Here is a 24,570-nt window from a genome sequence, read left to right as displayed (position 1 = left end):
TTGTCCACTGTGGTCACTGGCAGGCCTCGCAGTCGGGGTCGTCGATCGAGCAGGCGGCGGCGGTGGGGTCCGCGGCCGGGGAGGCGGCCGGTGCGGGGCTGCTCGGCACGCCCGTCAGCCGTCCGTCGGTCCCCTGGAGCGTGGACTTCTCCACCGACGTCGCCGCCCGCGTCCGCAGGTAGTAGGTCGTCTTCAACCCGCTGCGCCAGGCCAGCCGGTACAGCTCGTCGAGCTTGCGTCCGCTCGGACCGGCCAGGTACAGGTTCAGCGACTGGGCCTGGTCGAGCCACTTCTGCCGGCGCGCGGCCGCCTCCACCAGCCGGCGCGGCTCGATCTCGAACGCGGTCGCGTAGAGCTCCTTGAGATCGCCGGGCACGCGGTCGATATCGGCCAGCGAGCCGTCGAAGTACTTCAGGTCCGCGACCATCACCTCGTCCCACAGGCCGCGCTCCTTGAGGTCGCGGACCAGGTGCGGGTTCACCACGGTGAAGTCACCGGACATGTTGGACTTCACGTACAGGTTGAGGTGGATCGGCTCGATCGACTGCCCGACGCCGCAGATGTTGGAGATCGTCGCCGTCGGGGCGATCGCCAGCACGTTGGAGTTGCGCATCCCCTGGCTGCGGACCCGCTCCCGCAGCGCGTCCCAGTCCAGGGTGGACGACCGGTCGATCTCCAGCTCACCGGCGCCGCGGGCGTCGGCGAGGTGCTGCAGCGAGTCGATCGGCAGGATCCCCCGGCTCCACAGCGACCCGTCGAACGTGGCGTAGCTGCCCCGCTCGGCCGCCAGGTCCGACGACGCCGCGATCGCATGGAAGCTGAGCGCCTCGGCGCTGACGTCGGCGAACTCCACCGCCGCGTCACTGCCGGGCGCGATGCGCTGGGTGAACAGCGCGTCGGAGAAGCCCATCATCCCCAGGCCGACCGGGCGGTGGCGCAGGTTGGACCGGCGGGCCTCCGGGATCGTGTAGAAGTTGATGTCGACGACGTTGTCCAGCATGCGGACCGCGGTGGTGACCGTGCGGCGCAGCTTGTCGGCGTCCAACCCCTCCGGGCCGACGTGGGCGGCCAGGTTGACCGAGCCGAGGTTGCAGACCGCGACCTCGCCGTCCTCCCCGGCGCGGGTGTTCAGCGTGATCTCGGTGCACAGGTTCGACGAGTGCACCACCCCGGCGTGCTGCTGCGGGCTGCGCAGGTTGCACGGGTCCTTGAACGTGATCCACGGGTGCCCGGTCTCGAACAGCATGGTCAGCATCCGCCGCCACAGCTCCACCGCGCGCACGGTGCGGTGCACCCGGATCTCGCCCCGCTGCGCTGCGGCCTCGTACTCCTGGTACCGCTCGGCGAACGCGTTCCCGTAGAGGTCGTGCAGGTCGGGCACCTCGTCCGGGGAGAACAGTGTCCAGGTGGCGTCGGCCTGCACCCGGCGCAGGAACTCGTCGGGCACCCAGTTCGCGGTGTTCATGTCGTGGGTGCGCCGGCGGTCGTCGCCGGTGTTCTTGCGCAGGTCGAGGAACTCCTCGACGTCGATGTGCCAGGTCTCGAGGTAGGCGCACGCGGCGCCCTTGCGCTTGCCGCCCTGGTTGACCGCGACCGCGGTGTCGCCGGCGATCTTCAGGAACGGCACGACGCCCTGCGAGACGCCGTTGGTGCCGCGGATGTGCGCGCCGAGGCCGCGGACCGGGGTCCAGTCGTTGCCCAGCCCGCCGGAGTACTTCGCGAGCAGCGCGTTGTTCCGGTAGCCACCGAAGATCGACTCGAGGTCGTCGTCGACGGTGGTGAGGAAGCACGACGACAGCTGCGGCCGGGTGGTGCCCGAGTTGAACAGCGTCGGCGTGGAGGCCATGAAGTCGAACGAGCTCAGCAGCTCGTAGAACTCGATCGCCCGGGCCTCCCGGTCGTCCTCGCGCAGGGCCAGCCCCATGGCCACCCGCAGGAAGAACGCCTGCGGCAGCTCGAAGCGGGTGCCGCGCTCGTGCAGCAGGTAGCGGTCGTAGAGGGTCTGCAGCCCGAGGAAGCCGATCTCCAGGTCCCGCTCCGGGCGCAGCGCGGCGGTGACCCGGTCCAGGTCGAACGTCGCGAGCTCGGGGTCGACCAGCCCGATGTCGATCGCCCGGCGCAGGTAGTCGCGGGTGTAGGCCGGGTAGCCGGCGGCCATCGTGGCCTGGTCGGGGGTCTCGGGCGCCCCGGCCAGGTGGGACACGGCCTCGGCGCGCAGCCGGTCGAGCAGCAGCCGGGAGGCGACCAGGGAGTAGTTCGGTTCCCGCTCGACGAGCGTCCGGGCCGCCATGACCAGGGCCTGGGACAGCTCGTCGGCGGTGATGCCGTCGTAGACGGTGCGGTCCAGTTCGGACAACACCGGCGCGGCCGTGACGTCGTCGATCCCGGCGAGTGCCTCGGCGAGCACGGTCTCGACGCGGGCGCGGTCCAGCGGGGCCCGGGTGCCGTCGGGCGCGGTGACGCGCACGTCCGGGCCGGAGCCGGCCTCCCGGTCGTCGCCACCCGTGCTCCGGGCCTGCGCGTGTTCCTCGCGGTAGAGCACGTAGGAACGTGCCACCCGGTGGTGCTCGCCGCGCATCAGGGCGAGCTCGACCTGGTCCTGGATCTGCTCGACGTGCACGACCGGGGCCGGGTGGCGGTGCAGTGCGGCGACGACCTGGTCGGTCAGCTCGCCGACGAGGTGGTGCAGCCGCGACGAGTGCGCGGCGTCCCCCGCGGTGCCCTCGACGGCGAGGAATGCCTTGGTCATCGCCACCGTGATCTTGGAGGCGTCGAACGCGGTCTCGGTGCCGTCGCGCCGGATGACGCGCAGGCCGGTCGTGGCCGCGCCGTGCGCCGGCGCGGGGGGAGCGGTGGATGCGGTCACGGGTCTCTCTCCTCGCGAGTCGCCGTCGGTCCGTGACCCGCGCGCGGAGGAGGCGGTGACAGGCCGACGCCGTGCGCGACCCACCACACCCTGGCGCCCGCCCGCGGGGCCCCGGAGCTGCACGCACCGGCGGTGCGCGCACCGGTGGCAGGTCTTCGGACTCACGGGCATGGGCGCCTCCGGCGCCCGTGAGTGCTTTTCGCGGTCAGGACCGCGGTTTCCACTCACAAGCCTAGTAACCGTCGCTTCCCGGGAGACGGGCTCCCAGTGCTCGTGACGGCGGTCGTTCCCGTTCACCGCTGCGGGGCAGTCCCGGACTCGCACCGGGTTCCCTCTTGCCTCACCGGCCCGTGCGGGACCGGTGAACCACCAGCACGGCGAACACTACATGTTGGGTTGCCACACGTTCGATACCCCCAATTCTGCCCGTGAGTGCTTTTCGCGGTCAGGACCGCGAAAAGCACTCACGGGCAGCGGAGCTGCACCTCGGCGCGGAACCGGGCGGGATCGAGCCGGCCCGCTCCCTCGGGCAGGGCGCCCAGCAGGCCGGCGGGGGAGCGGTCGAGCTCGGCGCGGTTCGAGCGCTCCACCTCCGACGGCGCGGCCGGCCAGGAACCGATCACCAGCCCGGCGAGCGCGATCCCGCGTCGGGTCAGGGCCTCCGTCGTGAGCGCCGTGTGGTTGAGCGTGCCCAGCCCGCTGCGGCAGACCACGACCGCCGGGGCGGACAGGGCGGCGGCGAGGTCGGCGAGCGTGCGGCCGTGCCCGTCCAGCTCGACGAGCAGCCCGCCCGCGCCCTCGACCAGGACGTGGTCGTGGTCCGCGGCGAGGTCCGCGACGCGGGCCACGTGCTCGGCGAGCTCGGGCAGGGTGGTCCCGGCCCGCCGCGCGGCCGCGACCGGGGCCATCGGGTGCGCCAGCCGGATCCCCTCCACCGCGGTCGTGACACCCGCCAGTTCGCGGACGACGTCGACGTCGCCCCGGCCGTCGTCCAGACCGGCCTGGGTGGGCTTGTACACCGCCACCGTCTCCCCGCGCGCGATCACACCCGCCGCCAGGGCCGCCGTGACGACCGTCTTGCCGACCCCGGTGTCGGTGCCGGTCACGGCCAGGACGCTCACCCGGGTGCCCCGGCGAGGGCGGCGGTGGACGCGGCGGCGAGGGCGGCGGCGTGGTGCGCGGCATCGGCGGCCCGGTCCGGGTCGAGGGTGGCCCGGGCGACGAGCCGCAGCCGGGACACACCGTCGGGCACGCTCGGCGGCCGGAAGCAGCCGACGACCACGCCGTCGTCGAACAGCCGGGCGGCGGCGTCGACGGCGGCCTCCGGGGCGCCCACCGGCAGCGACTGCACCGCTCCCGGGGCGTGCTCGACACCCGCCGCGCCGGCGATGGCCCGGGCGACCCCGTGCAGGGCCGCGACCCGCTCCGGCTCGCGGCGCACGATCCGGCAGGCCTGTGCGGCCGCCGCCGCGGCGGCCGGGGCCAGCGCGGTGTCGAACAGGAACGTCCGGGCCGTGTCGACCAGGTGCGCGCGCAGCGCCGGCGGCCCGAGCACCGCCCCGCCCTGCGCGCCGAGCGCCTTCGACAGCGTCGCGGTCAGCACGACGTGCTCGGCGCCGGCGAGCCCGGCGGCGTGGACCGCGCCCCGGCCGTGCCCGGCGACGCCCACGCCGTGGGCCTCGTCGACGACCAGCAGTGCGTCGTGCTCGGCGCACAGGGCGGCGATCCGGTCGAGGTCGGCGGCGTCGCCGAGCACCGAGTACAGCGACTCGACCACCACGACCGCGCGCGGCTGGGTGCGCTCGCGCAGCAGCCGCTCGAGCGCGGCGAGGTCGGCGTGCGGGCAGATCGCCACCGGCGACCGTGCGAGCCGGGCGCCGTCGACCAGCGAGGCGTGCGCGTGGGCGTCGGAGACGAACAGCGTGTCCGGGTCGCCGAGCGCGGTGAGCAGGCCGACGTTGGCGGTGTAGCCGCTGGAGAAGGCCAGGCAGGCGGGCTGCCCGGTCAGGCGGGCGAGCTCGGCCTCCAGCTCGGCGTGCCCGGCGGTGGTCCCGGTGACGACGCGGGACGCCCGGGCGCCGGTGCCGAACCGCCCGACCGCCGCGACGGCGGCCTCCCGCACCCGCGGGTCGTCGGCCAGGCCCAGGTAGTCGTTCGAGGCCAGGTCCAGCAGGCCTGGCCGGGACTGCGGGTTGCGCCGCACGTCGGTGGCCCGCACGATCCCGGCCCGGGCCCGGCCCTCCGCTGCCCGGGCGAGCCAGTCGGCCATGGCGGTCACCGGTGCACCTGCGCGATCGCGCCCGTGACGGCCGCCCCGATCGCGGCGATCTCGTCCGGACCGGTGATGTAGGGCGGCATCGTGTAGACGAGGTTGCGGAACGGGCGCACCCAGACGCCCCGCTCCAGGGCCGCCCGGGTCACCGCGCCGACGTCGACCGGGCCGGTCAGCTCCACCACCCCGACCGCTCCCAGCACCCGGACCTCGCGCACCGCGGGCAGCTCCGCGGCCGGGGCGAGCGCCGTGGACAGCTCGCGGCCGATCTCCGCGACCCGGTCGGTGACCGCGGGGGTGAGCAGTGACAGCGAGGCGGCCGCGACCGCACAGGCCAGCGGGTTGGCCATGAACGTCGGGCCGTGCAGCAGCGCCCGCTGCGGGGAGCGGGTGACGGCCTCGGCGACCCGCCCGCTGCACAGCACCGCGGCGAGCGTGAGGTAGCCGCCGGTCAGCGCCTTGCCCAGGCACAGCACGTCCGGTTCGACGCCGGCGTGCTCGACCGCGAACGGTGCGCCGGTCCGCCCGAAGCCGGTGGCGATCTCGTCGGCGACCAGCAGCACGTCGTGCCGGTCGGCGATCCGGCGCAGCGCGGCGAGGCAGCGCGGCGGGTAGACGTGCATCCCGCCCGCGCCCTGCAAGACCGGTTCGACGACGATCGCCGCCACCGTGTCCGCATGCGCCGCGACCAGCTCCTCGGCCTCGGTGATCCAGGCGTCGACCGCCGGGTCCGCCTCCGGCAGGAGCTTGCCGTGGTCGGTCCGCGCGGCGGGCGGGCGCGGCAGGAACAGCTGGTCGGAGACGAGCCCGGGGAACAGCGCGTGCATCCCGTCGACCGGGTCGCACACGCCCATCGCGCCGGTGGTGTCACCGTGGTAGCCGCCGCGCACCGCGACGAACCGCCGTCGGCCGGGGTGCCCGGTCGCGGCCTGGTACTGGACGGCGAGCTTCAGCGCGACCTCCACCGACACCGAGCCGGAGTCGGCCAGGAACACGTGCTGCAGCCGCGCGGGGGTGACCCGGACCAGCTCCTCGGCGAGCCGGACGGCCGGTTCGTGGGTCAGCCCGCCGAACATGACGTGGCTGAACCGGTCGGCCTGGTCGTGGATCGCGGCGTCGAGCACCGGGTGCCGGTAGCCGTGGACGGCACACCACCACGAGCTCATCGCGTCGATCGCCGAGAAGCGGGTCCCGTCGGTTGCCTCCAGGTCCAGCCGGGTCCCGGACGCGTCGTGGACGGCGTAGGGGGAGGGGCCGTCGAGCGGGGCGTAGGGGTGCCAGAGCAGGCCGCGGTCGCGTTCCAGAAGACCGGTCATGCGTTGGGTGCCTGGGTCGTGCCGGCGCCGCGCAGCCGGAGCGCGGTGGCGGAGCGGTCGGCAGCGGGGCCGGAGTCGGTGGCGGGGTCGGCAGCGGGGCCGGAGCCGGAATCGGCGCCGAGGACGGTGAACCCGGCGTCGGCGATCATCTGCAGGTCCTGCTCGGCGGCCTGACCCTCACTGGTGAGGTAGTCGCCGAGGAACAGCGAGTTCGCCACGTGCAGCGCCAGCGGCTGCAGCGACCGCAGGTGCTGCTCGCGCCCACCGGCCATGCGCACCTCGGTCGCCGGGGCGACCATCCGGGCCAGCGCCAGGATGCGCAGGCAGCGCAGCGGGTCCAGCAGCCAGGTGCCGGCCAGCGGGGTGCCCTCGAACGGCATCAGGAAGTTGACCGGGACCGAGTCGCTGCCGACCTCGCGCAGCGCGAACAGGGCGTCGACGAGCTCGTCGTCGGACTCGCCCATGCCCACGATCAGCCCGGAGCAGGGCGAGAGCCCGGCAGCGCGGGCCTTGGCCACGGTGTCGACGCGGTCGTCGAAGGTGTGGGTCGAGCAGATCTCCTCGTAGCGCGACTCGGCGGTGTTGAGGTTGTGGTTGTAGGCGTCGACGCCGGCCGCGCGCAGCCGCTCGGCCTGCCCGTCGCGCAGCAGCCCGAGGCAGGCGCAGACCTCGACGCCGGGGTGCTCGTCGCGCAGCTCCTCGACGATCGTCGCGACCCGCTCGACGTCGCGGTCGCCGGGCCCGCGCCCGCTCGCGACCAGGCAGACCCGGGACGCGCCGCCGCGGATCCCGGCGCTCGCCTCGCGGACGGCGTCGGCGGTCGGCAGCCAGGAGTAGGTGAGGATCTCCGCGGTCGAGCCGAGCCGCTGCGAGCAGTAGCCGCAGTCCTCCGGGCACAGCCCCGACCGCAGGTTCACCAGGTAGTTGACCTTGACCTGGTCGCCGAAGTGCGCGCGGCGCAGCCGGCTCGCGGCGGCGACCAGGTGCAGGACCTCCTCGTCGGGCGTGGCGAGGACGTCGAGGGCCTCACCGCGGTCGAGCGGGGCGCCGTCGAGCAGCCGGTCCACGATCACGTCATAGGTTTTGAACACCGTTCAAACGGTAGGCGGACGACGATCGCTCCGGCAAGACCCCCGATCGGATCGGTGCTGCCGGGGTCGGCGCTGCGACACTGATCGAGTGGGGCTCACCCGGGAGCGGATCGTCGACGCCGCCTACACCGTGCTGGACGAGCAGGGCCTGAGCGGGCTCTCGATGCGCCGGGTGGCCCAGGACCTGGACGTCCGTCCGGGTGCGCTCTACTACCACGTGGCGAACAAGCAGGAGCTGCTCGCCGAGGTGGCGACCCGGATCCTCGGTGACGGTCCGACCGCGCCGGACGCCCGCAGCGCCGCCGGTGAGCTGCGCGACGCGCTGCGGCGGGTCCGCGACGGCGCGGAGGTCGTCTCGTTCGTGCTGGCGTTCCGGCCGGAGGGGCTGGCACCGAGCCGCACGTTCCCGGAGCTGTTCGCCGACCGGCTCGGGCCGCGGCAGGCGCGCTGGGCCGCCCGCACCCTGGTGCACTACGTCCTGGGGGCGGTCGCCGAGGAGCAGAACCGGGCCGAGCTGGTCCGCACCGGGATCGTGGCCGACGAGCCGGGGCACGCCGTGGAGGCGGAGGAGGCCTTCCGGTTCGGGCTCGACGCCGTGCTGCAGGGGCTGGAGAGTGCCCCGGCACTCGGGCCCGGCGGTGCGGGCCGTGACCGCGGAGCAGAGCGGTGCGGCGCCCGGGCGCCGGGTTCGTGACGTCGACCGGGGTTGCGTGCGTGCTGTCAGCCGGCGACGACGCGTGCGGAGACGTCGGGCAGTTCTCCGAAGCGGGCACGATCATCGGTGGTGAGAACGAGGCGGCCGGTCGCTCGCGCCGTCGCCGCGATGATCAGATCGTGTGCGCCCCGCTTGTCGCCCGTGGTGCGGACGTGGGCCAGCAGTGCTGCGTGGTGCTCGGCGACGGTTCGATCGTAGTCGTGGACGGGCAGTACCTGAAGAATGTCGTCGAGGAACATGCGTTGGGCCGCGGCCCGTCCGGGGTCGGCATCGAGCAACGTCCCGGTGAGGTACTCGGCTACGGCGATCGCCGGCAGGGCCACGTCGTCGGTGTCCGCGAGCGCGGCCATGTCGAGCCGACCACGAACCCCGGCGATGACGACCCCGGTGTCGAGGATCAGGCGTACCACGGGTCGGTGTCCCACTCGGCCGGGGCCGTGTCACGTGCTGCACGCACCCGGGCGTCGAACGCGTCGTCCACTGCCCGTTCTCCCTGCCAGCGCTCGAACACCGCTCGCAGGGCGGCTCCGTTGGCGCGAGGCGCCGGCGCGATCACGGCGACCCGCTGACCGGCACGGGTGACCACGATCGTCTCACCGTGCTCGGCGGAGTCCAGCACCGCCGAGAAGTTCCGAGAGGCCTCGGATGCCGTCATCTCACGCACGGACTCAGATTATCTGAATCCGAGAATCGCCTCCAGGTGCAGGTTGGTCCGGGACGAGGGGGTGCTCAGCCCAGGCGGGCCCGGGCGAAGTTCGCCCAGGCGAACGTGTTGGGCCGGGCCGGGGCGATCCCGGACACGCCCGCGGCGACGCCGACGTTCCAGTCCCGCACGCCCCAGACGAGCCCGCCGGAGTGGGCGCGGAGGCGCTGCAGGACCCGGTGGAACGACTCCGTGCGGGCTGCCTCGTCGGCGGTGCCGGTGGCGGCGTAGTAGAGCCTGTCGATCTCGGGGTCGCGGTAGCCGGTGAAGTCGTAGGTCGGGGTGGAGGTCAGCATCCGGCGTCCGATGTAGTCCGGGATCGGCAGCGACCCGGTGCTGTTCTGGGAGAACACGCCCTGCTTGCGGATCGTCGAGAAGTAGTTCTCCGACGGCAGCGCCCGCGCGGTCACCCGCAGCCCCACCTCGGCCAGCTGCCGGGCGACGACCGCGGTGGCGGCGTCGAAGTTGGGGTCGGCCCCGCTGGTCTGCAGCTCCACCGCCAGCCCCTGCGCGCCGGCCTCGGTGACCAGCGCGCGGGCGCGCTCGACGTCCCGCACGACCTGGGGTTCGTCCGGGTAGTAGCGCAGGCCCTGGCCGAACATGTCGTTGCCGACCCGGCCGCGCCCGAGCAGCGCGACCCGCACCAGCTCGTCGCGGTCGATGCCGAGCCGCACGGCCTCGCGCAGCCGGGCGTCGTCGAACGGCGGGCGGTCCACCCGCAGCACGAGGAACTGGTGGGCCGACGCCGGCGCCGACAGCGCCGCGACCCGGTCGTCGCCGTCGAGCCGGGCGGCCCCGGCGGGGGTGAGGTCGTGGGCATAGGCGACCTGGCCGGACAGCAGTGCGCCGATCCGTGCCTCCTCGTCGTCCACCGGGAGGAACTCCAGCTCGCCGGTCGCCGGCCGGCCGTCCCAGTGGCCGTCGAACGCGGTGTAGAGCGCCGGGCCGCCCGGGGTGAACGAGGTGAACCGGAACGGTCCGGTGCCCACCGGTGCGTCGAAGCCGGTCGCGTTCTGCTGGACGATCTCGGTGCCGGGTGCGCCCCAGGCCAGCGGGAACAGGAAGTTCGGCCGGTTCAGGACGAGTTCCAGCTCGGTCGGCGAGACCGCTCGGGAGGCGGTGAGGTCGAGGTCGCGGAACAGCGCGGCGGCGATCGCGGTGGTGGCCGGGTCGGTGATCCGGCGGAACGAGTAGAGGACGTCGTCGGCGGTGAGCGTCCGGCCGTCGTGGAACGGGGCGGGACGCAGCCGGATCCGCCAGCGCCGCCCGGCGGCGTCGCTCTCCCAGGACTCGGCGAGCCGCGGCTGCGGGGTCATGTCCTGTGACCAGCCGGTGAGCGTGTCGAAGCAGGCCTTCGCCCGGGCCTGGTCCACGTAGAGCGGCAGCACGTGCGGGTCGAGCGACTCCCGGGACCCGCCTGCGGCGAAGGCGACCCGCAACCGGTCCCCGCCGGAGCCCGGCCCGGTGCCGCACCCGGCGAGGGCGAGCCCGGCGGCGCCGAGGCCCGCGGCGGCCAGGAACCCGCGTCGGCTCAGCGCGGCGCTCACCCGGCCGCCCGCGCCGCGTCCGACGCCTGCGCGCCGGGGACGAACACGTGCTCGTCGAGTGCCGCGGGCCGCTCCGCCACGCCCGGCCCGCCGGCGCGCACCCATCCGGCGACCGCGTCGGCGGCGGTCGCGTCGAGCACCCGGCGCAGCCAGACCGGCCGGGCGCCGGCCCGCCGGGCGGACGGCACCGGGCCGACCACGACGACGTCGGAATCGGTGCACGGGCCCAGGCAGTCGCTGGTCCGCAGCCGGGCGTGGCCGTCGGTACCGGTGGTGAGTCGCTCGAGGAGGGCGGCGTGGTCGACGCCGGGGTGCTTCCGGCCGGAGCCGCAGCAACACCCCCGGCAGACCGTGACGGCGGGGAGCGCGGACATGATCGTGACACTACGTCATGACTGAAGACCTGTTCAGGTGATGAGCACGACCGTACCTCCGGGGTCGGGGGCGACCCGCCCGCCGGCGAGCGCGAGCACCCAGTTGGCGGTGGCCACCACGGCCGGGTCGTGGCTGATCAGGACCACCGCCAGGCCGTCCTCCCGGCGGGCGCGGTCCAGCTCGCCCAGCAGTAGCCGGCGGTGCTCGCCGTCGAGCGCCGAGGTCGCCTCGTCGGCGACCAGCACCGCGGGCCGCGCGAGCAGCGCCCGGGCCACCGACGCGCGCTGCAGCTGCCCGCCGGACAGCTCGCCCGGGCGCCGGGCCGCGGTCCCGGAATCCAGACCGAGCCGCGCCAGCACGGTCCTCGCCGCGGCCCGGGCGTCGGCGCGGGGGAGCCGGCGCAGCAGCTCGGCCGGCCGGGCGACCTGGTCGAGGACGGGCCGGTGGTCGAGGAACGCCGACCGGCAGTCCTGGTGCACGTACTGGACGGCCCGGCGCCCGGTCACGGGGCTGCCGCCGACCCGGACCTCTCCGGTGCACGGCGCGAGCCCGGCGATCGCCCGGCCGAGGGTGGTCTTGCCGGCACCGGACGGTCCGACGACGGCGAGCAGGCCGCCCCGCGAGACCGTCAGGTCCACATCGGAGAGGAGCAGGGCCCCGGCCGGGGTGGACACCGACAGGCCCGTCACCGCCAGCAGCACGTCCCCGCCCGGACGATGTTCCCGGCCGGTGCCGGTGGCGGCCGGTGCGAGCAGCTCGGCCGCCGTGCCGCGGCGGAGCACCCGGCCGGCGTGGAGCTCGACGACCTCGTCGGCGAGCGCCGCGGCGGTGCCGGTGTCGTGGGTGAGCAGCACCAGTGCCGTCCCGGCGCGGGCGACGGCCGCCAGCCGCTCGACGACGGCGCCGGTGGTGTCCGGGTCCAGGCCGGTGGTCGGCTCGTCCAGCACGACGACGTCCGGGCCGGTGACCAGTGTCTGCGCCAGCGCCATCCGCTGCTGCTGACCGCCGGAGAGCTGGTGCGGGAACCGGCGGGCCAGCTCCGGTTCCCCGCCGAGCCCGGCCAGTTCGAGGGCCCCGGCCACCGCCGCGGCCCGGGCCTGCCGGTGTGTCCGGCCGCGTCCGTGCACGGTCGCGGCGAGCTCGTCGAGCACCGGTCCGGTGCGGCGCACCGGGTCCAGCACGACGCCCGGATGCTGCGGCAGGTGCCCCACCCGGCCGGCGCGGGCCCGGCGCAGCGCCGGGAGGGGCCGGCCGAGCAGCTCGGTGCCGTCCATCCGGCCCGGGCCCTGCAGCTGTACCGGGCCCTGCACCTGCACGGAGCCGGTGAGGTGGAGCCCGGGCGCCGCCTCGCCGAGCAGGGCCAGCCCGAGGGTGGACTTCCCCGCCCCGGACGCGCCGACCACCGCCAGGACCTGCCCGGGCGCCAGGTCGAGGTCGACGCCGTCGAGCAGCACGGCCCCGCCGGGGGTGCGGGCGCCCAGGCCGCGGACGGTGAGCACGCCGGTCACACCACCGCCCCCGTCCGGTCGGCGACCCGGTCGACCAGCAGGTTCGTCCCCGCGGCCAGCGCCACCAGCAGGGTCGCGGGGACCAGCAGGGCCGCCGGGGCCAGGAACAGCGCCGCCGAGTTCTGCTCGATCACCACCGCCCAGTCCACCGTGTCCGGCGGCAGCCCGACACCGAGGAAGCTCGCGCTGGCCAGCAGCCCGAGCACCATGACGCCGCGGGTGCCGGCGTCGACCAGGACCGGCCCGCCGACGAATCGGCCCGTCTCCACCAGGTGGATCCGCCACCACGGCTCGCCGCTGAGCCACATCGTCTCCAGCGCGACCCGCCGGGCCGGTGCGGCGGCCGCCGCGCGGACCAGCCGGACGACCGCGGGCAGCTGCAGCACCGCCGTCGCCACCAGCAGCCAGCCGACCCCGCGCCGGCCGGTCCCCGCCAGTACGAGCAGCACCAGCAGTGACGGCAGCACCAGCAGCACGTCGAGCACCCGCTGGGTGGCGCTCGCGGCCCACCGCCGGGTGGTCGCGGCGAGCACCAGACCGAGCGGCACCCCGACCAGGTAGGCCAGCGCCAGGGCCCCCAGGGTCAGCGCGACGACGGTCGTCCCCCCGGTCAGGGCCAGTGCCAGCACGTCGCGGCCCAGCGCGTCGGTGCCCAGCGGGTGGCCCGGGCCCGGTGGCAGCAGCGCACCGGATCCGGCGGCCGGCAGCAGCGGGGCGAGGAACGGGCCGAGGAGTGCGCACGCCAGCGGCACCCCGGCCAGCACGGCCCCGAGCGTCCCGCGCCTCACCGGGCGTCCTCCCGGACCGGGGTGAGCCGGGCGGTGAGCAGGTCGACGAGCAGGTTCAGCATGATCGTGACGACCGCGGCGAGCAGCGCGTAGCCCTGCACCAGCGGCAGGTCCCGGCTCTGCACGGCCTCGACGACGCCCGCCCCGACCCCGGGCAGCGCGAACAGCGACTCCACCACCACGACCCCGCCGAGCGTCCCCTCGGTGATCCGGGCCAGCTGCTGCAGCGACGGCGCGACCCCACCGGGCAGCACGTGCCGCCACAGCACGACCGGCTCGCTCAGCCCGAGCCGGCGCAGGTGCGTGACGTGCGGGGACCGGTCGGTCTGCAGCACCCCCTGCCGGACCTGGCGGGACAGCCACCCCAGCTGGGAGGCGACGAGCACCGCGACCGGCAGGACCAGCACGGCCGGGGTGAGCAGGGCCCCGCCGCCCGCCGTCGCCGGGAGCCACCCGAGCTGCAACGAGAACAGCGCGACCAGCAGCAGGCCGAGGGCGAACTGGGGTGCGGCCTGCAACGCCGAGACGGTCGCGGTCGACACCCGGTCGGCCGGGCTGCCGGGGCGACGCCCGGCGACGGTGCCGGCCAGCACGGCCAACGGGACCGCGACCAGCAGCGTGAGCCCGGTGAGCAGTGCGGTGCTCCCGAACCGGTCGGCGATCTCGTCGAGCACCGTGCGCCCGGTCACCAGCGACGAGCCCAGGTCGCCGGTGACCGCCCCGCCGGCCCACTCCGCGAACCGCACACCGGGCGGGCGGTCGGTGCCGAGCCGGGCGGCCAGCTCCCGGACCTGCTCGTCGGTGGCGTCCGGGCCGAGCACGACCTCGGCCGTCCCGCCCGGCAGCAGCGTGGTCAGCACGAAGATCGCCACCGTGGCGGCGGCCAGCTGGGCGAGCGCGACGACCGCACGCACGGTCACGCTCCGCCCTCGCCGCACGACACCTCCGCTTCCACCTGAACATCTGCACAGGAACACAGGCCGCGGGTGCGTTCAAGAGAGCCCGCTCACCGGGACCTCCGGCTCTCGCCGGACCGGTGCCCGGACCGGCACACTCGCCGTGCCGGCCGGCCGCGGCCGGCGACGACCTGAGGAGGAGCGGATGAGCGAGGCCGGGGACGCGGCGATCGTCGTCGGGGTGGACGGGTCGGAGTCGGCGGCCGAGGCGGTGCGCTGGGCGGCCCGCGAAGCAGGACGGCGGTCCGCCCCGCTGCGCCTGGTCGGCGTACTGGACTGGTCGGCGTTCCGTCCCATGGCGGGGATGGCCGACCTCGACCACCACAACCGTGATCGGCTGCGCGAGCACATCGGGGAACTGCTGCACAGTGCCGCCGCGGAGGCGCACGGCGTGGCCCCGGACGTCACCGTGGCCCACGTCGTCCGGAACGGGTCGGTGCCGGAGGGCCTGCTGGCCGAGGCCGAGACCGCGCAGCTGCTGGTGGTCGGCAGCCGGGGCCGCGGCGGGTTCAGCGGCCTGGTGGCCGGATCGACGTCCCGCGCGGTGTGCGCGCTGTCCCCGTGCCCGGTGGTCGTCGTCCGCGGTGAGGGCGAGCACGACGGCCCGGTGGTGGCCGCCTACGACGGCTCTCCGGTCGCGGCGAACGCGCTGGGGTTCGCCGTCGACGCGGCGGTGAGCCGGGGCGCGACCCTGCGTGTGGTGCAGGCGTGGACGCACGACACCGCCGAGTCGTGGATCATGGACCTGGTCCCGTGGGACCGGGTGGAGTCCGAGGTCGCCGCCGACCTGGAGAAGGCGGTCGCGCCCTGGCGGGAGCGTCACCCGGACCTGCGGATCGAGACCGAGCTGCCGCACTCGCACCCGATCCCCGCGCTGGCCAAGGCGGCCCAGGGGGCCCGGCTCGTCGTCGTGGGGTCCCGGGGCCGTGGCGCCCTGGCCGGGCTGCTGCTCGGGTCGGTCAGCCAGTCGGTGCTGCACCGGGTCGACTGCCCGGTCGCCGTGGTGACCGAGCACGGCGCGGAGTCCGCAGGCTGATCCTGCTGCGGCCCGGCCGGGTCAGCCCCACCGCACCCGGTGGAAGCGGGCCCAGGTGCCGGTGTCCGGGCGGGCCGGCTCGACCCCGGTCAGGTCCGCGGAGATCCCGACGTGCTCGTCGCCGACCGACCAGGCGGTGGCCTCGGGGCGCAGCAGCAGCTGCGCCCGGCGCAGGGCCTCGTCGCGGGCCCGCTCGTCCGGGGTGCCGGCGGCGGTGGTGAGCAACCGGCCCAGGTCGTCCGCAGCGTCCACGGTGCCGGCCTCGCCGGTGTGGCTCGCGAAGCCCACGCCGTCGGTGCCGCCGGCACGCGCGTCGCCCGCCCCGGCCTCCGCGTCCGCCCCGGCGGCGCGGTCGCGCGCGGTCGCCCGCAGGTGCAGCGGGATCGGGTTCGCGGGGACCCGGCGGAACCGGAGCCCGGGCGTCGGGTCGGCGTCCGGCGCGTCGGCCTCGTGGGGCTCGGGGCGCAGCCCGATCGCCTCCAGCTGCTCGCCGACGATCGTCGCCGCCGGCTGGGACAGCGGGTCGAACGGGTCGAGCACGAGCGGCACCGTCGCTCCGTCCGCGCCGGCCGCCGTGACCAGCTCGCGGGCCCGGACGACGTCGCGCGCGACGGGCGGCAGGTCGTCCGGGTGCCGGTCGAGCCCCGGGCCGAACAGGTCGTCGCCGGGGCTGCCCAGGTCCAGCAGGACCGTGCGCACCAGCTCGTCCCGGCCGATGCCGATCCGGACGGCCTCGCGCAGCCGCGGGTCCGCGAGCGGCTCGCCGACGAAGTCCAGGAACCGGGTCGCCGAGCCCGGCGCGGAGACCACCCTGGTCCCGGTCCGGCCGAGGATGCGGCGCACGCTGTGCGGGAACAGGTCGTGGACCCAGGCGACGTGCCCGTCGAGCAGCGACTGGTAGCGGTTCTCCTCGGCGTCGTCGACCAGGAACGCCAGCTCGGCCGACGGTGCCGCGCCCAGCCAGTGCGCGTCGTGGCGGGCCAGCACGGCCGGGTCGTCGCCCGCGGTGCGGAACCCGCCGGTGCCCACCGGGGCGTCGCCGCGGCCGTCGCGCACGATCCCGGTCCCCGGCGCGCCCAGGACCAGCGGGAACAGGAAGTCCGGGGTGTCCAGGACGATCTCCAGCTCGGTCGCCGAGAGCGCCCGGCTGGCCGAGAGGTCCACATGGGACAGCAACGGCGCGGCGGTCGCGCCGGTCGCCGGGGCGAGGATCCGCCGCCACGACGCCAGCACGTCGGCCGCGGTGATCGGCCGCCCGTCGTGCGCGATCGCCTCCCGCAGCCGGACCCGCCACCGCGTCCCGGTCCGGTCCGGCCCCACCGACGCGGCCAGGTGCGGTTCCGGGCGCATGTCCTGCCCCCACACGAGCAGGGTGTCGGCGACGGCCGCGGCGCGGGCCCGGTCCACCGGGCGCCACACGAGGTGCGGGTCCGGCGTCCCGAGCGGGCCGGTCCCGGCGAACGCCACGGTCAGCCGGGGTTCCGCGGCGTCGGCCGGGGCCCCGCACGCGGCCAGTGCCGGGATCCCGGCCAGCGCCGCGGCGGCACCGGTGGCGCGCAGGAAGGCCCGTCGGCTCAAGGACACCCGACCAGGGTGCCGGACGGGTCCGCACGCGCCGACGTGGGCCGCGTGCGGACCCGGCCGGACGGTCAGGGCCGCGCGGGGAGGGGCGGGTGCGCTCTCACCGCAGGAGCTCCGCGGCCCGGGCGACCACCGGGTCGAGGTCGGCCCCGGCCGCGGCCTCGGTCCGGAACGCGGTGATCATCGAGGGTGCCCAGAACTTGCGCAGGTGCGCCGCGATCGTCTGCGCGGCCTGCTCGGGTGGCTCGCCCGCGAACTGCCGGGCGATCTCGTGCGCCATCCGCACCTCGGGGGTGACGGTGGCCGGTTCGGGTGCTGCGGACATCGTCACTCACCCGCTCCCACACCGACCGGGGCGAGTGTGGAGGTCGCGGTGCCGGCCCGGGTCGTGTCGGCCCGCAAGGCCGGCGCGACCTGCACGGCGGTGACCTTGTACTCCGGGCAGTTCGTCGCCCAGTCGGAGTTCTCGGTGGTGACGACGTTGGCCCCGGACTCGGGATGGTGGAACGTGGTGTAGACGACCCCGACCGGCATCCGGTCGGAGATCCGGGCGTGCAGCCGCGTCGTCCCGACCCGGGAGGCGACCTCGACCAGGGCGCCGTCGGTGATCCCGCGGTCCTCGGCGTCGTGCGGGTGGATCTCCAGGACGTCCTCGGCGTGCCAGGACGAGTTCGCCGTGCGCCGGGTCTGGGCGCCGACGTTGTACTGGCTGAGGATGCGGCCGGTGGTCAGGATCAGCGGGTAGCGGCGGGTGCTGCGTTCGAGGGTCGGGACGTAGACGGTCTTCATCAGCCGGCCCTTGCCCCGCACGAAGCTGCCGACGTGCATGGTCGGGGTCCCCAGCGGGGCGGCCTCGTTGCAGGGCCACTGCACGGACCCGACCCGGTCGAGGTGGGCGAAGCTGACCCCGGCGAAGGTCGGTGTCGTCGCGGCGATCTCGTCCATGATGTCGGCCGAGCGCTCCCAGTTCATGGCGAAGCCCATCCGGGCGGCGATCTCGGCGACGACCTGCCACTCGTGCTTGCCGGTCCGCGGCGGCATGGTGGGGCGCACCCGGTTGATCCGCCGCTCGGCGTTGGTGAAGGTGCCGTCCTTCTCCAGGAACGAGGTGCCGGGCAGGAAGATGTGGGCGAAGCGGGCGGTCTCGTTGAGGAACAGGTCCTGCACGACCAGGCAGTCCAGCGCGCTCAGGGCGGCTTCGACGTGGTGGGTGTTGGGGTCGGACTGGGCGATGTCCTCGCCCTGGACGAACAGCCCGCGGAAGGTCCCGTCGACCGCCGCGTCGAACATGTTCGGGATGCGCAGGCCCGGGTCGGGGTCGAGGGTGGTGCCCCACAGGGACTCGTAGATCTCGCGCACGGACTCGGTGCCGATGTGGCGGTAGCCGGGCAGCTCGTGCGGGAACGAGCCCATGTCGCACGAGCCCTGCACGTTGTTCTGCCCGCGCAGCGGGTTGACCCCCACGCCCTCGCGGCCGACGTTGCCGGTGAGCATCGCCAGGTTGGCCAGGCCCATCACCATCGTCGAGCCCTGCGAGTGCTCGGTGACGCCCAGCCCGTAGTAGATCGCGGAGCTGCCGCCGGTGGCGAACAGCCGGGCCGCGGCCCGGATCCGGTCGGCGTCGACGCCGATGACCTCCTCCAGCGCCTCGGGCGCGTTCTCCGGGCCGCGGATGAACTCGAGGTACTCGTCCTGGCCCTCGCAGCGCGCGTCGAGGAACTCCTGGTCGACCAGGCCCTCGGTGACCACGGTGTGCGCCATCGCGTTGATCAGCGCGACGTTGCTGCCGGGCTGCAGCGGCAGGTGGTGCTCGGCCTCGACGTGCGGTGAGCGCACCAGGTCGATGCGTCGCGGGTCGGCCACGATCAGCTTCGCGCCGGCGCGCAGCCGGCGCTTCATCCGCGAGGCGAAGACCGGGTGGGCGTCGGTCGGGTTCGCGCCGATCACCATGATCACGTCGCTGTGCTCGACCGAGGAGAAGGTCTGGGTGCCCGCCGAGGTACCGAAGGTCTGGTTCAGCCCGTAGCCGGTCGGGGAGTGGCAGACCCGCGCGCAGGTGTCGACGTTGTTGTTGCCGAACGCGCCGCGGACCATCTTCTGGACCGCGTAGACCTCCTCGTTCGTCGTCCGCGAGGAGGTGATGCCCCCGATCGCCCCCGGACCGTGCTCCGAGCGCAGCGCGGAGAACCGCCGGGCGACCTCGGTGAGCGCCTCCTCCCAGCCGACCGGGCGCCACTCGTCGTCGATGGAGTCGCGCATCATCGGCGAGAGCTGCCGGTCGGGGTGGTCGGCATAGCCGAACGCGAACCGGCCCTTGACGCAGCTGTGGCCCTCGTTGGCGCCGCCGTCCTTGTGGGGCACCATCCGCACGAGCTGGTCCCCGCGCAGCTCGGCCTTGAACGAGCAGCCGACGCCGCAGTACGCGCACGTGGTCAGCACGGTGCGGTCGGGCATGCCGAGGTCGACGACGGTCTTCTCCTGCAGCGTCGAGGTCGGGCACGCCTGCACGCACGCACCGCAGGAGACGCACTCGCTGGACATGAAGTCGGCCGACCCGCCGGGCGCGACCTTGCTGTCGAACCCGCGGCCCTCGATGGTCAGCGCGAACGTGCCCTGCACCTCGTCGCAGGCCCGCACGCACCGCGAGCACGAGATGCACTTGCTCGGGTCGAAGTCGAAGTACGGGTTGGAGGTGTCCTTCTCCTCCTTCAGATGATTCTTGCCCTCGTGGCCGTAGCGGACCTCGCGCAGCCCGACGACACCGGCCATGTCCTGCAGCTCGCAGTCGCCGTTGGCCGGGCAGGTCAGGCAGTCCAGCGGGTGGTCGGAGATGTAGAGCTCCATGACGCCGCGGCGCAGGTCGGCGAGCTCGGGGGTCTGGGTGGTGACCTTCATGCCGTCCGTGCAGGGCGTCGTGCAGCTCGCCGGGGTGCCGCGCGCGCCCTCGATGTCGACCACGCACAGCCGGCAGGAGCCGAACGGCTCCAGGTTGTCCGACGCGCACAGCTTGGGGATCGCGATCCCCGCCTCGGCGGCCGCGCGCAGCACCGACGTCCCGGCGGGGACCTCGACGGCGTGGCCGTCGACCTCGACCGTGACCGTGGTCTCCGACGTGCGGGCCGGCGTTCCGAAGTCCGGTTCCTTCAGCAGGCTCATCGCTGCACCTCTCCGGCCATCAGCGCGGCGTTGCGCGCGGCGGTCTCCGCTGCGAACTTGTCCGGGACCGGCAGGCCGGCGGTGTCGGCCGGTGGCCGGTCGAAGTCCTCGGGGAAGTGCTGCAGCGCGCTCTGCACCGGCATCGGTGTCAGCCCGCCCATGGCGCACAGCGACCCCTTGGTCATCGTGGTGCACAGGTCGTCGAGCACCAGCAGGTTCCGCTCCCGGTCGACCCCACCGATGATCTTGTCGATCGTCTCGACACCGCGCACCGAGCCGATCCGGCAGGGCGTGCACTTGCCGCACGACTCCACCGCGCAGAACTCCATCGCGAACCGCGCCTGCCGGGCCATGTCGACCGTCTCGTCGAACACCACCAGGCCGCCGTGCCCGACCATCGCGTCCGCGGCGGCGAACGCTTCGTAGTCCATCGGCAGGTCGAACCGGTCCACCGGCAGGTAGGCCCCGAGCGGGCCGCCGACCTGGACCGCGCGCACCGGGCGGCCCGACGCGCTGCCCCCGCCGTAGCCCTCGACCAGCTCGCCGAGCGTGATGCCGAACCCGGTCTCCACGATCCCGCCCCGGCGGACGTTGCCCGCGAGCTGGAAGACCTGGGTGCCGCGGGACCGCTCGACGCCCAGGTCCTGGTAGGACGCCGGGCCCTCGGCCAGGATCATCGGCACGGTCCCCAGGGTCAGCACGTTGTTGACCACGGTGGGCCTGCCGAACAGCCCGGCGAGCGCGGGGATCGGCGGCTTGGACCGCACCAGCCCGCGCCTGCCCTCGAGGCTCTCCAGCATCGAGGTCTCCTCGCCGCAGATGTAGGCGCCCGCGCCCACCCGCACGAACAGGTCGAAGCCCAGCCCGCTGCCGAGGACCCCCGCCCCGAGACAGCCGTGCGCGTAGGCGACGTCGATCGCCTGCCGCATGATCCGGACGGCGTCGGGATACTCCGAGCGCAGGTAGATGTAGCCCTCGGTCGCGCCCACCGCGTACGCGGCGATGGTCATCCCCTCGATCAGGGTGAACGGGTCGCCCTCCATCAGCATCCGGTCGGCGAACGTGCCCGAGTCCCCCTCGTCGGCGTTCGCGCAGACGAACTTGAGGTCGCTCCCGGCGTCGTGCACGGTCTTCCACTTGATGCCGGCCGGGAACCCGGCACCGCCGCGCCCGCGCAGCCCCGACTCGGTGACCGCGTCGACGACGGCGGCGGGCGTCATCGTCAGGGCCCGCTCCAGGCCGGCGAAACCGCCGTGCGCGCGGTAGTCGGCGATGTCGAGCGGGTCGGTCACCCCGACCCGCCGGAACGTCACCCGGTGCTGCGAAGCCAGCCAGTCGATGTCGTCGGTGCGGCCGTGGCAGCCCTGGGTGGGTGCCCCGTCCAGCATCCCGGCCGCCACCAGCGCCGCCACGTCGCCCGCCTGCACCGGGCCGTAGGCGATCCGCCCGGCGGCGGTCTCGACCTCGACCAGCGGCTCGAGCCACAGCATGCCGCGCGAACCGTTGCGCACCAGCTGGATCTCCCGCCCGGCCGCGGCGGCGGCCGCGACCAGCTCGTCGGCGACCTCGTCGGCACCCACCGAGCGGGCCGCGGAGTCCGCGGGCACGTACACCCGTTGCACGCGGCCTCGTTGCGCGCGGCTCACCGCTGCGCTCCCGCGGGGCGCGCACCACCGGTACGCGCGCCGACCAGGACGTCCAACCGGTCCGGGCCGACCCGTCCGTGCAGCCGCCCGTCGACGCTGACCGCCGGGCCCAGCGCGCAGTTGCCGAAGCAGAAGATCTGTTCCAGCTCGACCGTGCCGTCCGCGCTGCGGGTGTCGACCTCCACCCCGAGCGTCGACGTGGCGTGGGCGACCAGCGCCTCGGCGCCCACCGCCTGGCAGGCCTCGCCCCGGCAGATCTGCACGACGCGTTCGGCGGCGGGTTCCCGGCGGAAGTCCTTGTAGAAGGTGGCCACGCCGTGCACCTCGGCCTCGGAGAGGTTCAGTACCTCGGCGATCACCGTGGTGTCCTCGTGCGTGAGGTACCCGACCTCGGCGACGACACGGTGCAGGATCGGCATCAGCGCCCCCCGCTCGCCCTTCAGGCTCGCGGCGATCTCCCGCACGACGGTGGAACGTTCAACTTCGTGAGTCGACCACGACATGCATACAGTATGTTGTCTGCGATCGAGTGTGGCAACAGTCTCCCCGGGAAACGGCGCGGCGGCCGGCTCAGGTGATCGTGGGCGCGCTGAACCCGTCCGGGCCGGGGGCGTACGGCTGCACCGACCGCACCGCGGTCGCCGGGATCGCGCCGTAGGCGTGCGGGAACCGCATCGCGTCCGGGTCGCCCGGCACGCCCGGTTCCCAGCGCACCTCGATGCCGGCCGCGGCGATCGCGGCCGGATCGAGCACGAGCAGCTGCAGGTCGGTCCGGCCCGCGAACAGGCGCTGGGCGGGCAGCGCGACCTGGTCGGGCGTGGAGAGGTGGACGAAGCCGGCCTCCTCGAGCGAGGGCGGCGCGATCTCGCCCAGCAGCTCGTACGAGGTGCGTTCGGCGGGGGTGCACAGGTGCAGCAGGACCGGCACGCCGGCGTCGGCGCCGGCCCGGTCGGAGGTGGTCGCGGGGGAGCTGTCGTTCGTCATGGGGTCAGCATGCCGCCCGTCCGAACGGACGGGCGTGGGCAGAGGACCTTGATTTCCGGCACCGGGTGCCAATAGCGTCGCCACCGCTGCCACCGCCGGCCGGCGGGGCGGCACATCACCTCTCTCGCCGAGAGTGACCCAGCGGAGGTAGCCCATGAGCGAGCACACGAACGAGGAGAACCTGGTCGAGGAGACCCTCGTCGAGGAGGTCTCCATCGACGGTATGTGCGGTGTCTACTAAGGCCGTCGACACCACGGTGCCGAGCACGAGCTCGGACGGGGCCGCGGGGTCGTTCGACCCCGCGGCGCCGTACCGCATCAGCGAGAGCGTCTCGCTGCGCCCGGAGCCGTTCGGCGCCCTGGTGTACGACTTCGTGACCCGCAAGCTGTCGTTCCTGAAGACCCCCGAACTGGTCGAGGTCGTGAAGGGCCTCGAGCACCACCCGGACGCCCGGGCCGCCGTCGAGGCCGCCGGTGTCCCCGAGGCCCAGCACGAGGCCTACCTGAAGGCCCTGGCGGGACTGCTGCGCTCCGGCACGATCGTCGCCCGGTAGAGCCCCCGCCGACCACCACAGCGTTGAATCCGAGGTGCCCGTGAAGCTGGTCGATCACTTCCAGTACGGCCTGAACTCGCCCATCTGCCTGACCTGGGAACTCACCTACGCGTGCAACCTCGCGTGCGTGCACTGCCTGTCCAGCTCGGGACGGCGTGACCCGCGCGAGCTGACCACCGCCGAGGCCAAGGCGGTGATCGACGAGCTGCAGCGGATGCAGGTCTTCTACATCAACATCGGCGGTGGCGAGCCGACCGTGCGCCCGGACTTCTGGGAGCTGCTGGACTACGCCATCGCCCACGACGTCGGGGTCAAGTTCTCCACCAACGGCGTCAAGCTGGACAAGGCCCGGGCCGCGCAGCTCGCGGCGACCGACTACGTCGACATCCAGATCTCGATGGATGGTGCGACGCCCGAGGTCAACGACTACGTCCGTGGCCCCGGCTCGTTCGACACCGCGATCACCGCGCTGGAGAACCTGGCCGAGGCCGGCTTCGAGAAGCCGAAGATCTCGGTCGTGATGACCCGGGAGAACGTCGACCAGCTCGACGAGTTCAAGGCGATCGCCGACAAGTACGGCGCCCAGCTGCGGATCACCCGGCTGCGCCCGTCCGGGCGGGGTGCCGACGTCTGGGACGAGCTGCACCCGACCCAGGCCCAGCAGAAGCAGCTCTACGACTGGCTGGTCGCGCACGGCGACCAGGTCCTGACCGGGGACTCGTTCTTCCACCTCTCCGCCTACGGCGATGCCCTGCCCGGGCTGAACCTGTGCGGCGCGGGCCGGGTGGTCTGCCTGATCGACCCGGTCGGTGACGTCTACGCCTGCCCGTTCGCCATCCACGAGAACTTCCTGGCCGGCAACGTCCGCGACGAGGGCGGCTTCAAGGAGGTCTGGGAGCACTCCGAGCTGTTCACCGAGCTGCGCCAGCCGCAGACGGGTGGGGCGTGCGCGTCCTGCGACTTCTTCGACTCCTGCCAGGGCGGCTGCATGGCCGCCAAGTTCTTCACCGGGCTGCCGCTGGACGGCCCGGACCCCGAGTGCGTGCGGGGCTTCGGCGAGCAGATGCTCGCCGACCGCGACGACGAGACCGTGATCCCGAAGTCCGACGTGGACCACTCGCGGTCGGCGCCGCGCAACTCCCGCGCGCCGAAGCAGCCGACGATGCTGTCCCTGGCCCCGCCGCCGCGCCGGCCGGACCGGGCGTGCGACGAGAGCCCCCTGGCCGGGTTCTCGCCGACGGCGGAGCAGGTTCCGGCCCCGGTCGCGGGGAGCTGACACGAACCTCCTGACGGGGCCCGTCGACCTGCGTGGTCGGCGGGCCCCGTCGCGTGTCCTGTTCGGGCCGCACGAGACGAACCTCGGCAACGCGGCCCGCGAGATCACCGACGACCACGTCGCCTACTACGCCGCGCGTGCCGCGGGCGGGGCCGGGCTGGTCGTGGTCGAGTCGGCCTCGGTGCACGCCTCGGACCATC

Annotated in this window: 23 protein-coding genes and 1 riboswitch; of the genes, 5 read left to right on the top strand and 18 right to left on the bottom strand. The window is 74.4% G+C overall.

Annotated elements, in window-relative coordinates:
- Window positions 1-13 precede the first annotated feature (13 nt).
- The 5 genes from BM093_RS01385 to bioB form a co-directional block, all read right to left on the bottom strand.
- The gene (locus BM093_RS01385) at window positions 14-2,866 is read right to left on the bottom strand and encodes a ribonucleoside-diphosphate reductase subunit alpha (protein WP_093335917.1); all 2,853 of its coding nucleotides are present in this window, start codon (window positions 2,864-2,866) and stop codon (window positions 14-16) included.
- Window positions 2,867-2,995: 129 nt separating this feature from the next.
- Window positions 2,996-3,252, bottom strand: a riboswitch (cobalamin riboswitch).
- Between the two features lie 78 nt (window positions 3,253-3,330).
- Window positions 3,331-3,972, bottom strand: a complete 642-nt coding sequence (gene bioD, locus BM093_RS01380; RefSeq protein WP_093336550.1) for a dethiobiotin synthase — start codon at window positions 3,970-3,972, stop codon at window positions 3,331-3,333.
- Window positions 3,973-3,983: 11 nt separating this feature from the next.
- Complete coding sequence (locus tag BM093_RS01375; RefSeq protein WP_093336546.1) at window positions 3,984-5,135, bottom strand: 8-amino-7-oxononanoate synthase; 1,152 nt, start codon at window positions 5,133-5,135, stop codon at window positions 3,984-3,986.
- Window positions 5,136-5,140: 5 nt separating this feature from the next.
- Window positions 5,141-6,454, bottom strand: a complete 1,314-nt coding sequence (bioA, locus tag BM093_RS01370; RefSeq protein ID WP_093335914.1) for an adenosylmethionine--8-amino-7-oxononanoate transaminase — start codon at window positions 6,452-6,454, stop codon at window positions 5,141-5,143.
- Complete coding sequence (bioB, locus tag BM093_RS01365; protein ID WP_093335912.1) at window positions 6,451-7,545, bottom strand: biotin synthase BioB; 1,095 nt, start codon at window positions 7,543-7,545, stop codon at window positions 6,451-6,453. Before bioB ends, bioA begins: the two co-directional genes overlap by 4 nt.
- A gap of 88 nt (window positions 7,546-7,633) precedes the next feature.
- Here bioB and BM093_RS01360 point away from each other — a divergent pair, with 88 nt between their 5' ends.
- Window positions 7,634-8,239: a TetR family transcriptional regulator gene (locus BM093_RS01360; protein ID WP_093335910.1), complete on the top strand. Its 606-nt coding sequence runs from the start codon at window positions 7,634-7,636 to the stop codon at window positions 8,237-8,239.
- Window positions 8,240-8,265: 26 nt separating this feature from the next.
- On the opposite strand, the gene BM093_RS01355 is transcribed toward BM093_RS01360, so the two are convergent.
- From BM093_RS01355 to BM093_RS01325, 7 genes are all read right to left on the bottom strand, one after another.
- The gene (locus tag BM093_RS01355; RefSeq protein WP_093335907.1) at window positions 8,266-8,670 is read right to left on the bottom strand and encodes a PIN domain-containing protein; all 405 of its coding nucleotides are present in this window, start codon (window positions 8,668-8,670) and stop codon (window positions 8,266-8,268) included.
- The gene (locus BM093_RS01350; RefSeq protein ID WP_093335904.1) at window positions 8,658-8,915 is read right to left on the bottom strand and encodes a type II toxin-antitoxin system Phd/YefM family antitoxin; all 258 of its coding nucleotides are present in this window, start codon (window positions 8,913-8,915) and stop codon (window positions 8,658-8,660) included. The genes BM093_RS01355 and BM093_RS01350 overlap by 13 nt, the downstream gene beginning before the upstream one ends.
- A 74-nt stretch (window positions 8,916-8,989) precedes the next feature.
- Window positions 8,990-10,510, bottom strand: coding sequence for an ABC transporter substrate-binding protein (locus BM093_RS01345; protein ID WP_342742951.1), 1,521 nt, complete (start codon window positions 10,508-10,510; stop codon window positions 8,990-8,992).
- On the bottom strand, window positions 10,507-10,884 hold the full coding sequence (locus BM093_RS01340; RefSeq protein WP_093335898.1) for a hypothetical protein: 378 nt from the start codon (window positions 10,882-10,884) through the stop codon (window positions 10,507-10,509). Before BM093_RS01340 ends, BM093_RS01345 begins: the two co-directional genes overlap by 4 nt.
- A gap of 33 nt (window positions 10,885-10,917) precedes the next feature.
- Window positions 10,918-12,393 carry an ABC transporter ATP-binding protein gene (locus BM093_RS01335; RefSeq protein ID WP_245773222.1) on the bottom strand — a complete coding sequence of 492 codons (1,476 nt, stop codon included), beginning with the start codon at window positions 12,391-12,393 and terminating at the stop codon, window positions 10,918-10,920.
- A complete protein-coding gene (locus BM093_RS01330; protein ID WP_093335895.1) occupies window positions 12,390-13,181 on the bottom strand; it encodes an ABC transporter permease subunit in 792 nt (263 codons plus the stop codon). Before BM093_RS01330 ends, BM093_RS01335 begins: the two co-directional genes overlap by 4 nt.
- Window positions 13,178-14,101 carry an ABC transporter permease gene (locus tag BM093_RS01325; protein ID WP_245773221.1) on the bottom strand — a complete coding sequence of 308 codons (924 nt, stop codon included), beginning with the start codon at window positions 14,099-14,101 and terminating at the stop codon, window positions 13,178-13,180. Before BM093_RS01325 ends, BM093_RS01330 begins: the two co-directional genes overlap by 4 nt.
- Before the next feature lie 181 nt (window positions 14,102-14,282).
- On the opposite strand from BM093_RS01325, the gene BM093_RS01320 reads away from it, so the two are divergent.
- A complete protein-coding gene (locus BM093_RS01320; RefSeq protein WP_093335890.1) occupies window positions 14,283-15,173 on the top strand; it encodes a universal stress protein in 891 nt (296 codons plus the stop codon).
- A gap of 21 nt (window positions 15,174-15,194) precedes the next feature.
- On the opposite strand, the gene BM093_RS01315 is transcribed toward BM093_RS01320, so the two are convergent.
- From BM093_RS01315 to BM093_RS01290, 6 genes are all read right to left on the bottom strand, one after another.
- Window positions 15,195-16,757 (bottom strand): ABC transporter substrate-binding protein, encoded by a 1,563-nt coding sequence (locus BM093_RS01315; protein WP_093335888.1) that lies wholly within the window; start codon window positions 16,755-16,757, stop codon window positions 15,195-15,197.
- A 97-nt stretch (window positions 16,758-16,854) separates the two neighbouring features.
- A complete protein-coding gene (locus BM093_RS01310) occupies window positions 16,855-17,079 on the bottom strand; it encodes a formate dehydrogenase subunit delta (RefSeq protein ID WP_093335885.1) in 225 nt (74 codons plus the stop codon).
- A 2-nt stretch (window positions 17,080-17,081) separates the two neighbouring features.
- Window positions 17,082-19,910, bottom strand: a complete 2,829-nt coding sequence (fdhF, locus tag BM093_RS01305; RefSeq protein WP_093335883.1) for a formate dehydrogenase subunit alpha — start codon at window positions 19,908-19,910, stop codon at window positions 17,082-17,084.
- Complete coding sequence (locus tag BM093_RS01300; RefSeq protein WP_093335881.1) at window positions 19,907-21,532, bottom strand: formate dehydrogenase beta subunit; 1,626 nt, start codon at window positions 21,530-21,532, stop codon at window positions 19,907-19,909. The genes fdhF and BM093_RS01300 overlap by 4 nt, the downstream gene beginning before the upstream one ends.
- A gap of 20 nt (window positions 21,533-21,552) precedes the next feature.
- The gene (locus BM093_RS01295; protein WP_093335878.1) at window positions 21,553-22,059 is read right to left on the bottom strand and encodes an NAD(P)H-dependent oxidoreductase subunit E; all 507 of its coding nucleotides are present in this window, start codon (window positions 22,057-22,059) and stop codon (window positions 21,553-21,555) included.
- Between the two features lie 67 nt (window positions 22,060-22,126).
- Window positions 22,127-22,540: a DUF952 domain-containing protein gene (locus BM093_RS01290; protein ID WP_093335876.1), complete on the bottom strand. Its 414-nt coding sequence runs from the start codon at window positions 22,538-22,540 to the stop codon at window positions 22,127-22,129.
- A 154-nt stretch (window positions 22,541-22,694) separates the two neighbouring features.
- On the opposite strand from BM093_RS01290, the gene mftA reads away from it, so the two are divergent.
- From mftA to mftC, 3 genes are read left to right on the top strand one after another with little or no spacing between them, the layout of a single operon-like run.
- On the top strand, window positions 22,695-22,781 hold the full coding sequence (gene mftA / locus BM093_RS01285) for a mycofactocin precursor MftA (RefSeq protein ID WP_093335874.1): 87 nt from the start codon (window positions 22,695-22,697) through the stop codon (window positions 22,779-22,781).
- Complete coding sequence (mftB, locus tag BM093_RS01280) at window positions 22,771-23,094, top strand: mycofactocin biosynthesis chaperone MftB (RefSeq protein ID WP_093335872.1); 324 nt, start codon at window positions 22,771-22,773, stop codon at window positions 23,092-23,094. The genes mftA and mftB overlap by 11 nt, the downstream gene beginning before the upstream one ends.
- A 40-nt stretch (window positions 23,095-23,134) precedes the next feature.
- The gene (mftC, locus tag BM093_RS01275; RefSeq protein WP_093335870.1) at window positions 23,135-24,370 is read left to right on the top strand and encodes a mycofactocin radical SAM maturase; all 1,236 of its coding nucleotides are present in this window, start codon (window positions 23,135-23,137) and stop codon (window positions 24,368-24,370) included.
- The last annotated feature ends 200 nt before the right edge of the window (window positions 24,371-24,570 follow it).

Origin of the sequence: Pseudonocardia ammonioxydans (assembly GCF_900115005.1) — a bacterium.
Lineage (GTDB): Bacteria > Actinomycetota > Actinomycetes > Mycobacteriales > Pseudonocardiaceae > Pseudonocardia > Pseudonocardia ammonioxydans.
This window is presented reverse-complemented; position numbering and strand designations above follow the sequence as displayed.

What these genes read in the sequence shown, in the direction of transcription:
- BM093_RS01375 (WP_093336546.1), bottom strand. Translation starts at nt 5,135, where the DNA reads ATGGCCGACTGGCTCGCCCGGGCAGCGGAGGGCCGGGCCCGGGCCGGG.
- bioA (WP_093335914.1), bottom strand. Translation starts at nt 6,454, where the DNA reads ATGACCGGTCTTCTGGAACGCGACCGCGGCCTGCTCTGGCACCCCTAC.
- BM093_RS01350 (WP_093335904.1), bottom strand. Translation starts at nt 8,915, where the DNA reads ATGACGGCATCCGAGGCCTCTCGGAACTTCTCGGCGGTGCTGGACTCC.
- BM093_RS01340 (WP_093335898.1), bottom strand. Translation starts at nt 10,884, where the DNA reads ATGTCCGCGCTCCCCGCCGTCACGGTCTGCCGGGGGTGTTGCTGCGGC.
- BM093_RS01320 (WP_093335890.1), top strand. Translation starts at nt 14,283, where the DNA reads ATGAGCGAGGCCGGGGACGCGGCGATCGTCGTCGGGGTGGACGGGTCG.
- BM093_RS01310 (WP_093335885.1), bottom strand. Translation starts at nt 17,079, where the DNA reads ATGTCCGCAGCACCCGAACCGGCCACCGTCACCCCCGAGGTGCGGATG.
- fdhF (WP_093335883.1), bottom strand. Translation starts at nt 19,910, where the DNA reads ATGAGCCTGCTGAAGGAACCGGACTTCGGAACGCCGGCCCGCACGTCG.
- BM093_RS01295 (WP_093335878.1), bottom strand. Translation starts at nt 22,059, where the DNA reads ATGTCGTGGTCGACTCACGAAGTTGAACGTTCCACCGTCGTGCGGGAG.
- BM093_RS01290 (WP_093335876.1), bottom strand. Translation starts at nt 22,540, where the DNA reads ATGACGAACGACAGCTCCCCCGCGACCACCTCCGACCGGGCCGGCGCC.
- mftA (WP_093335874.1), top strand. Translation starts at nt 22,695, where the DNA reads ATGAGCGAGCACACGAACGAGGAGAACCTGGTCGAGGAGACCCTCGTC.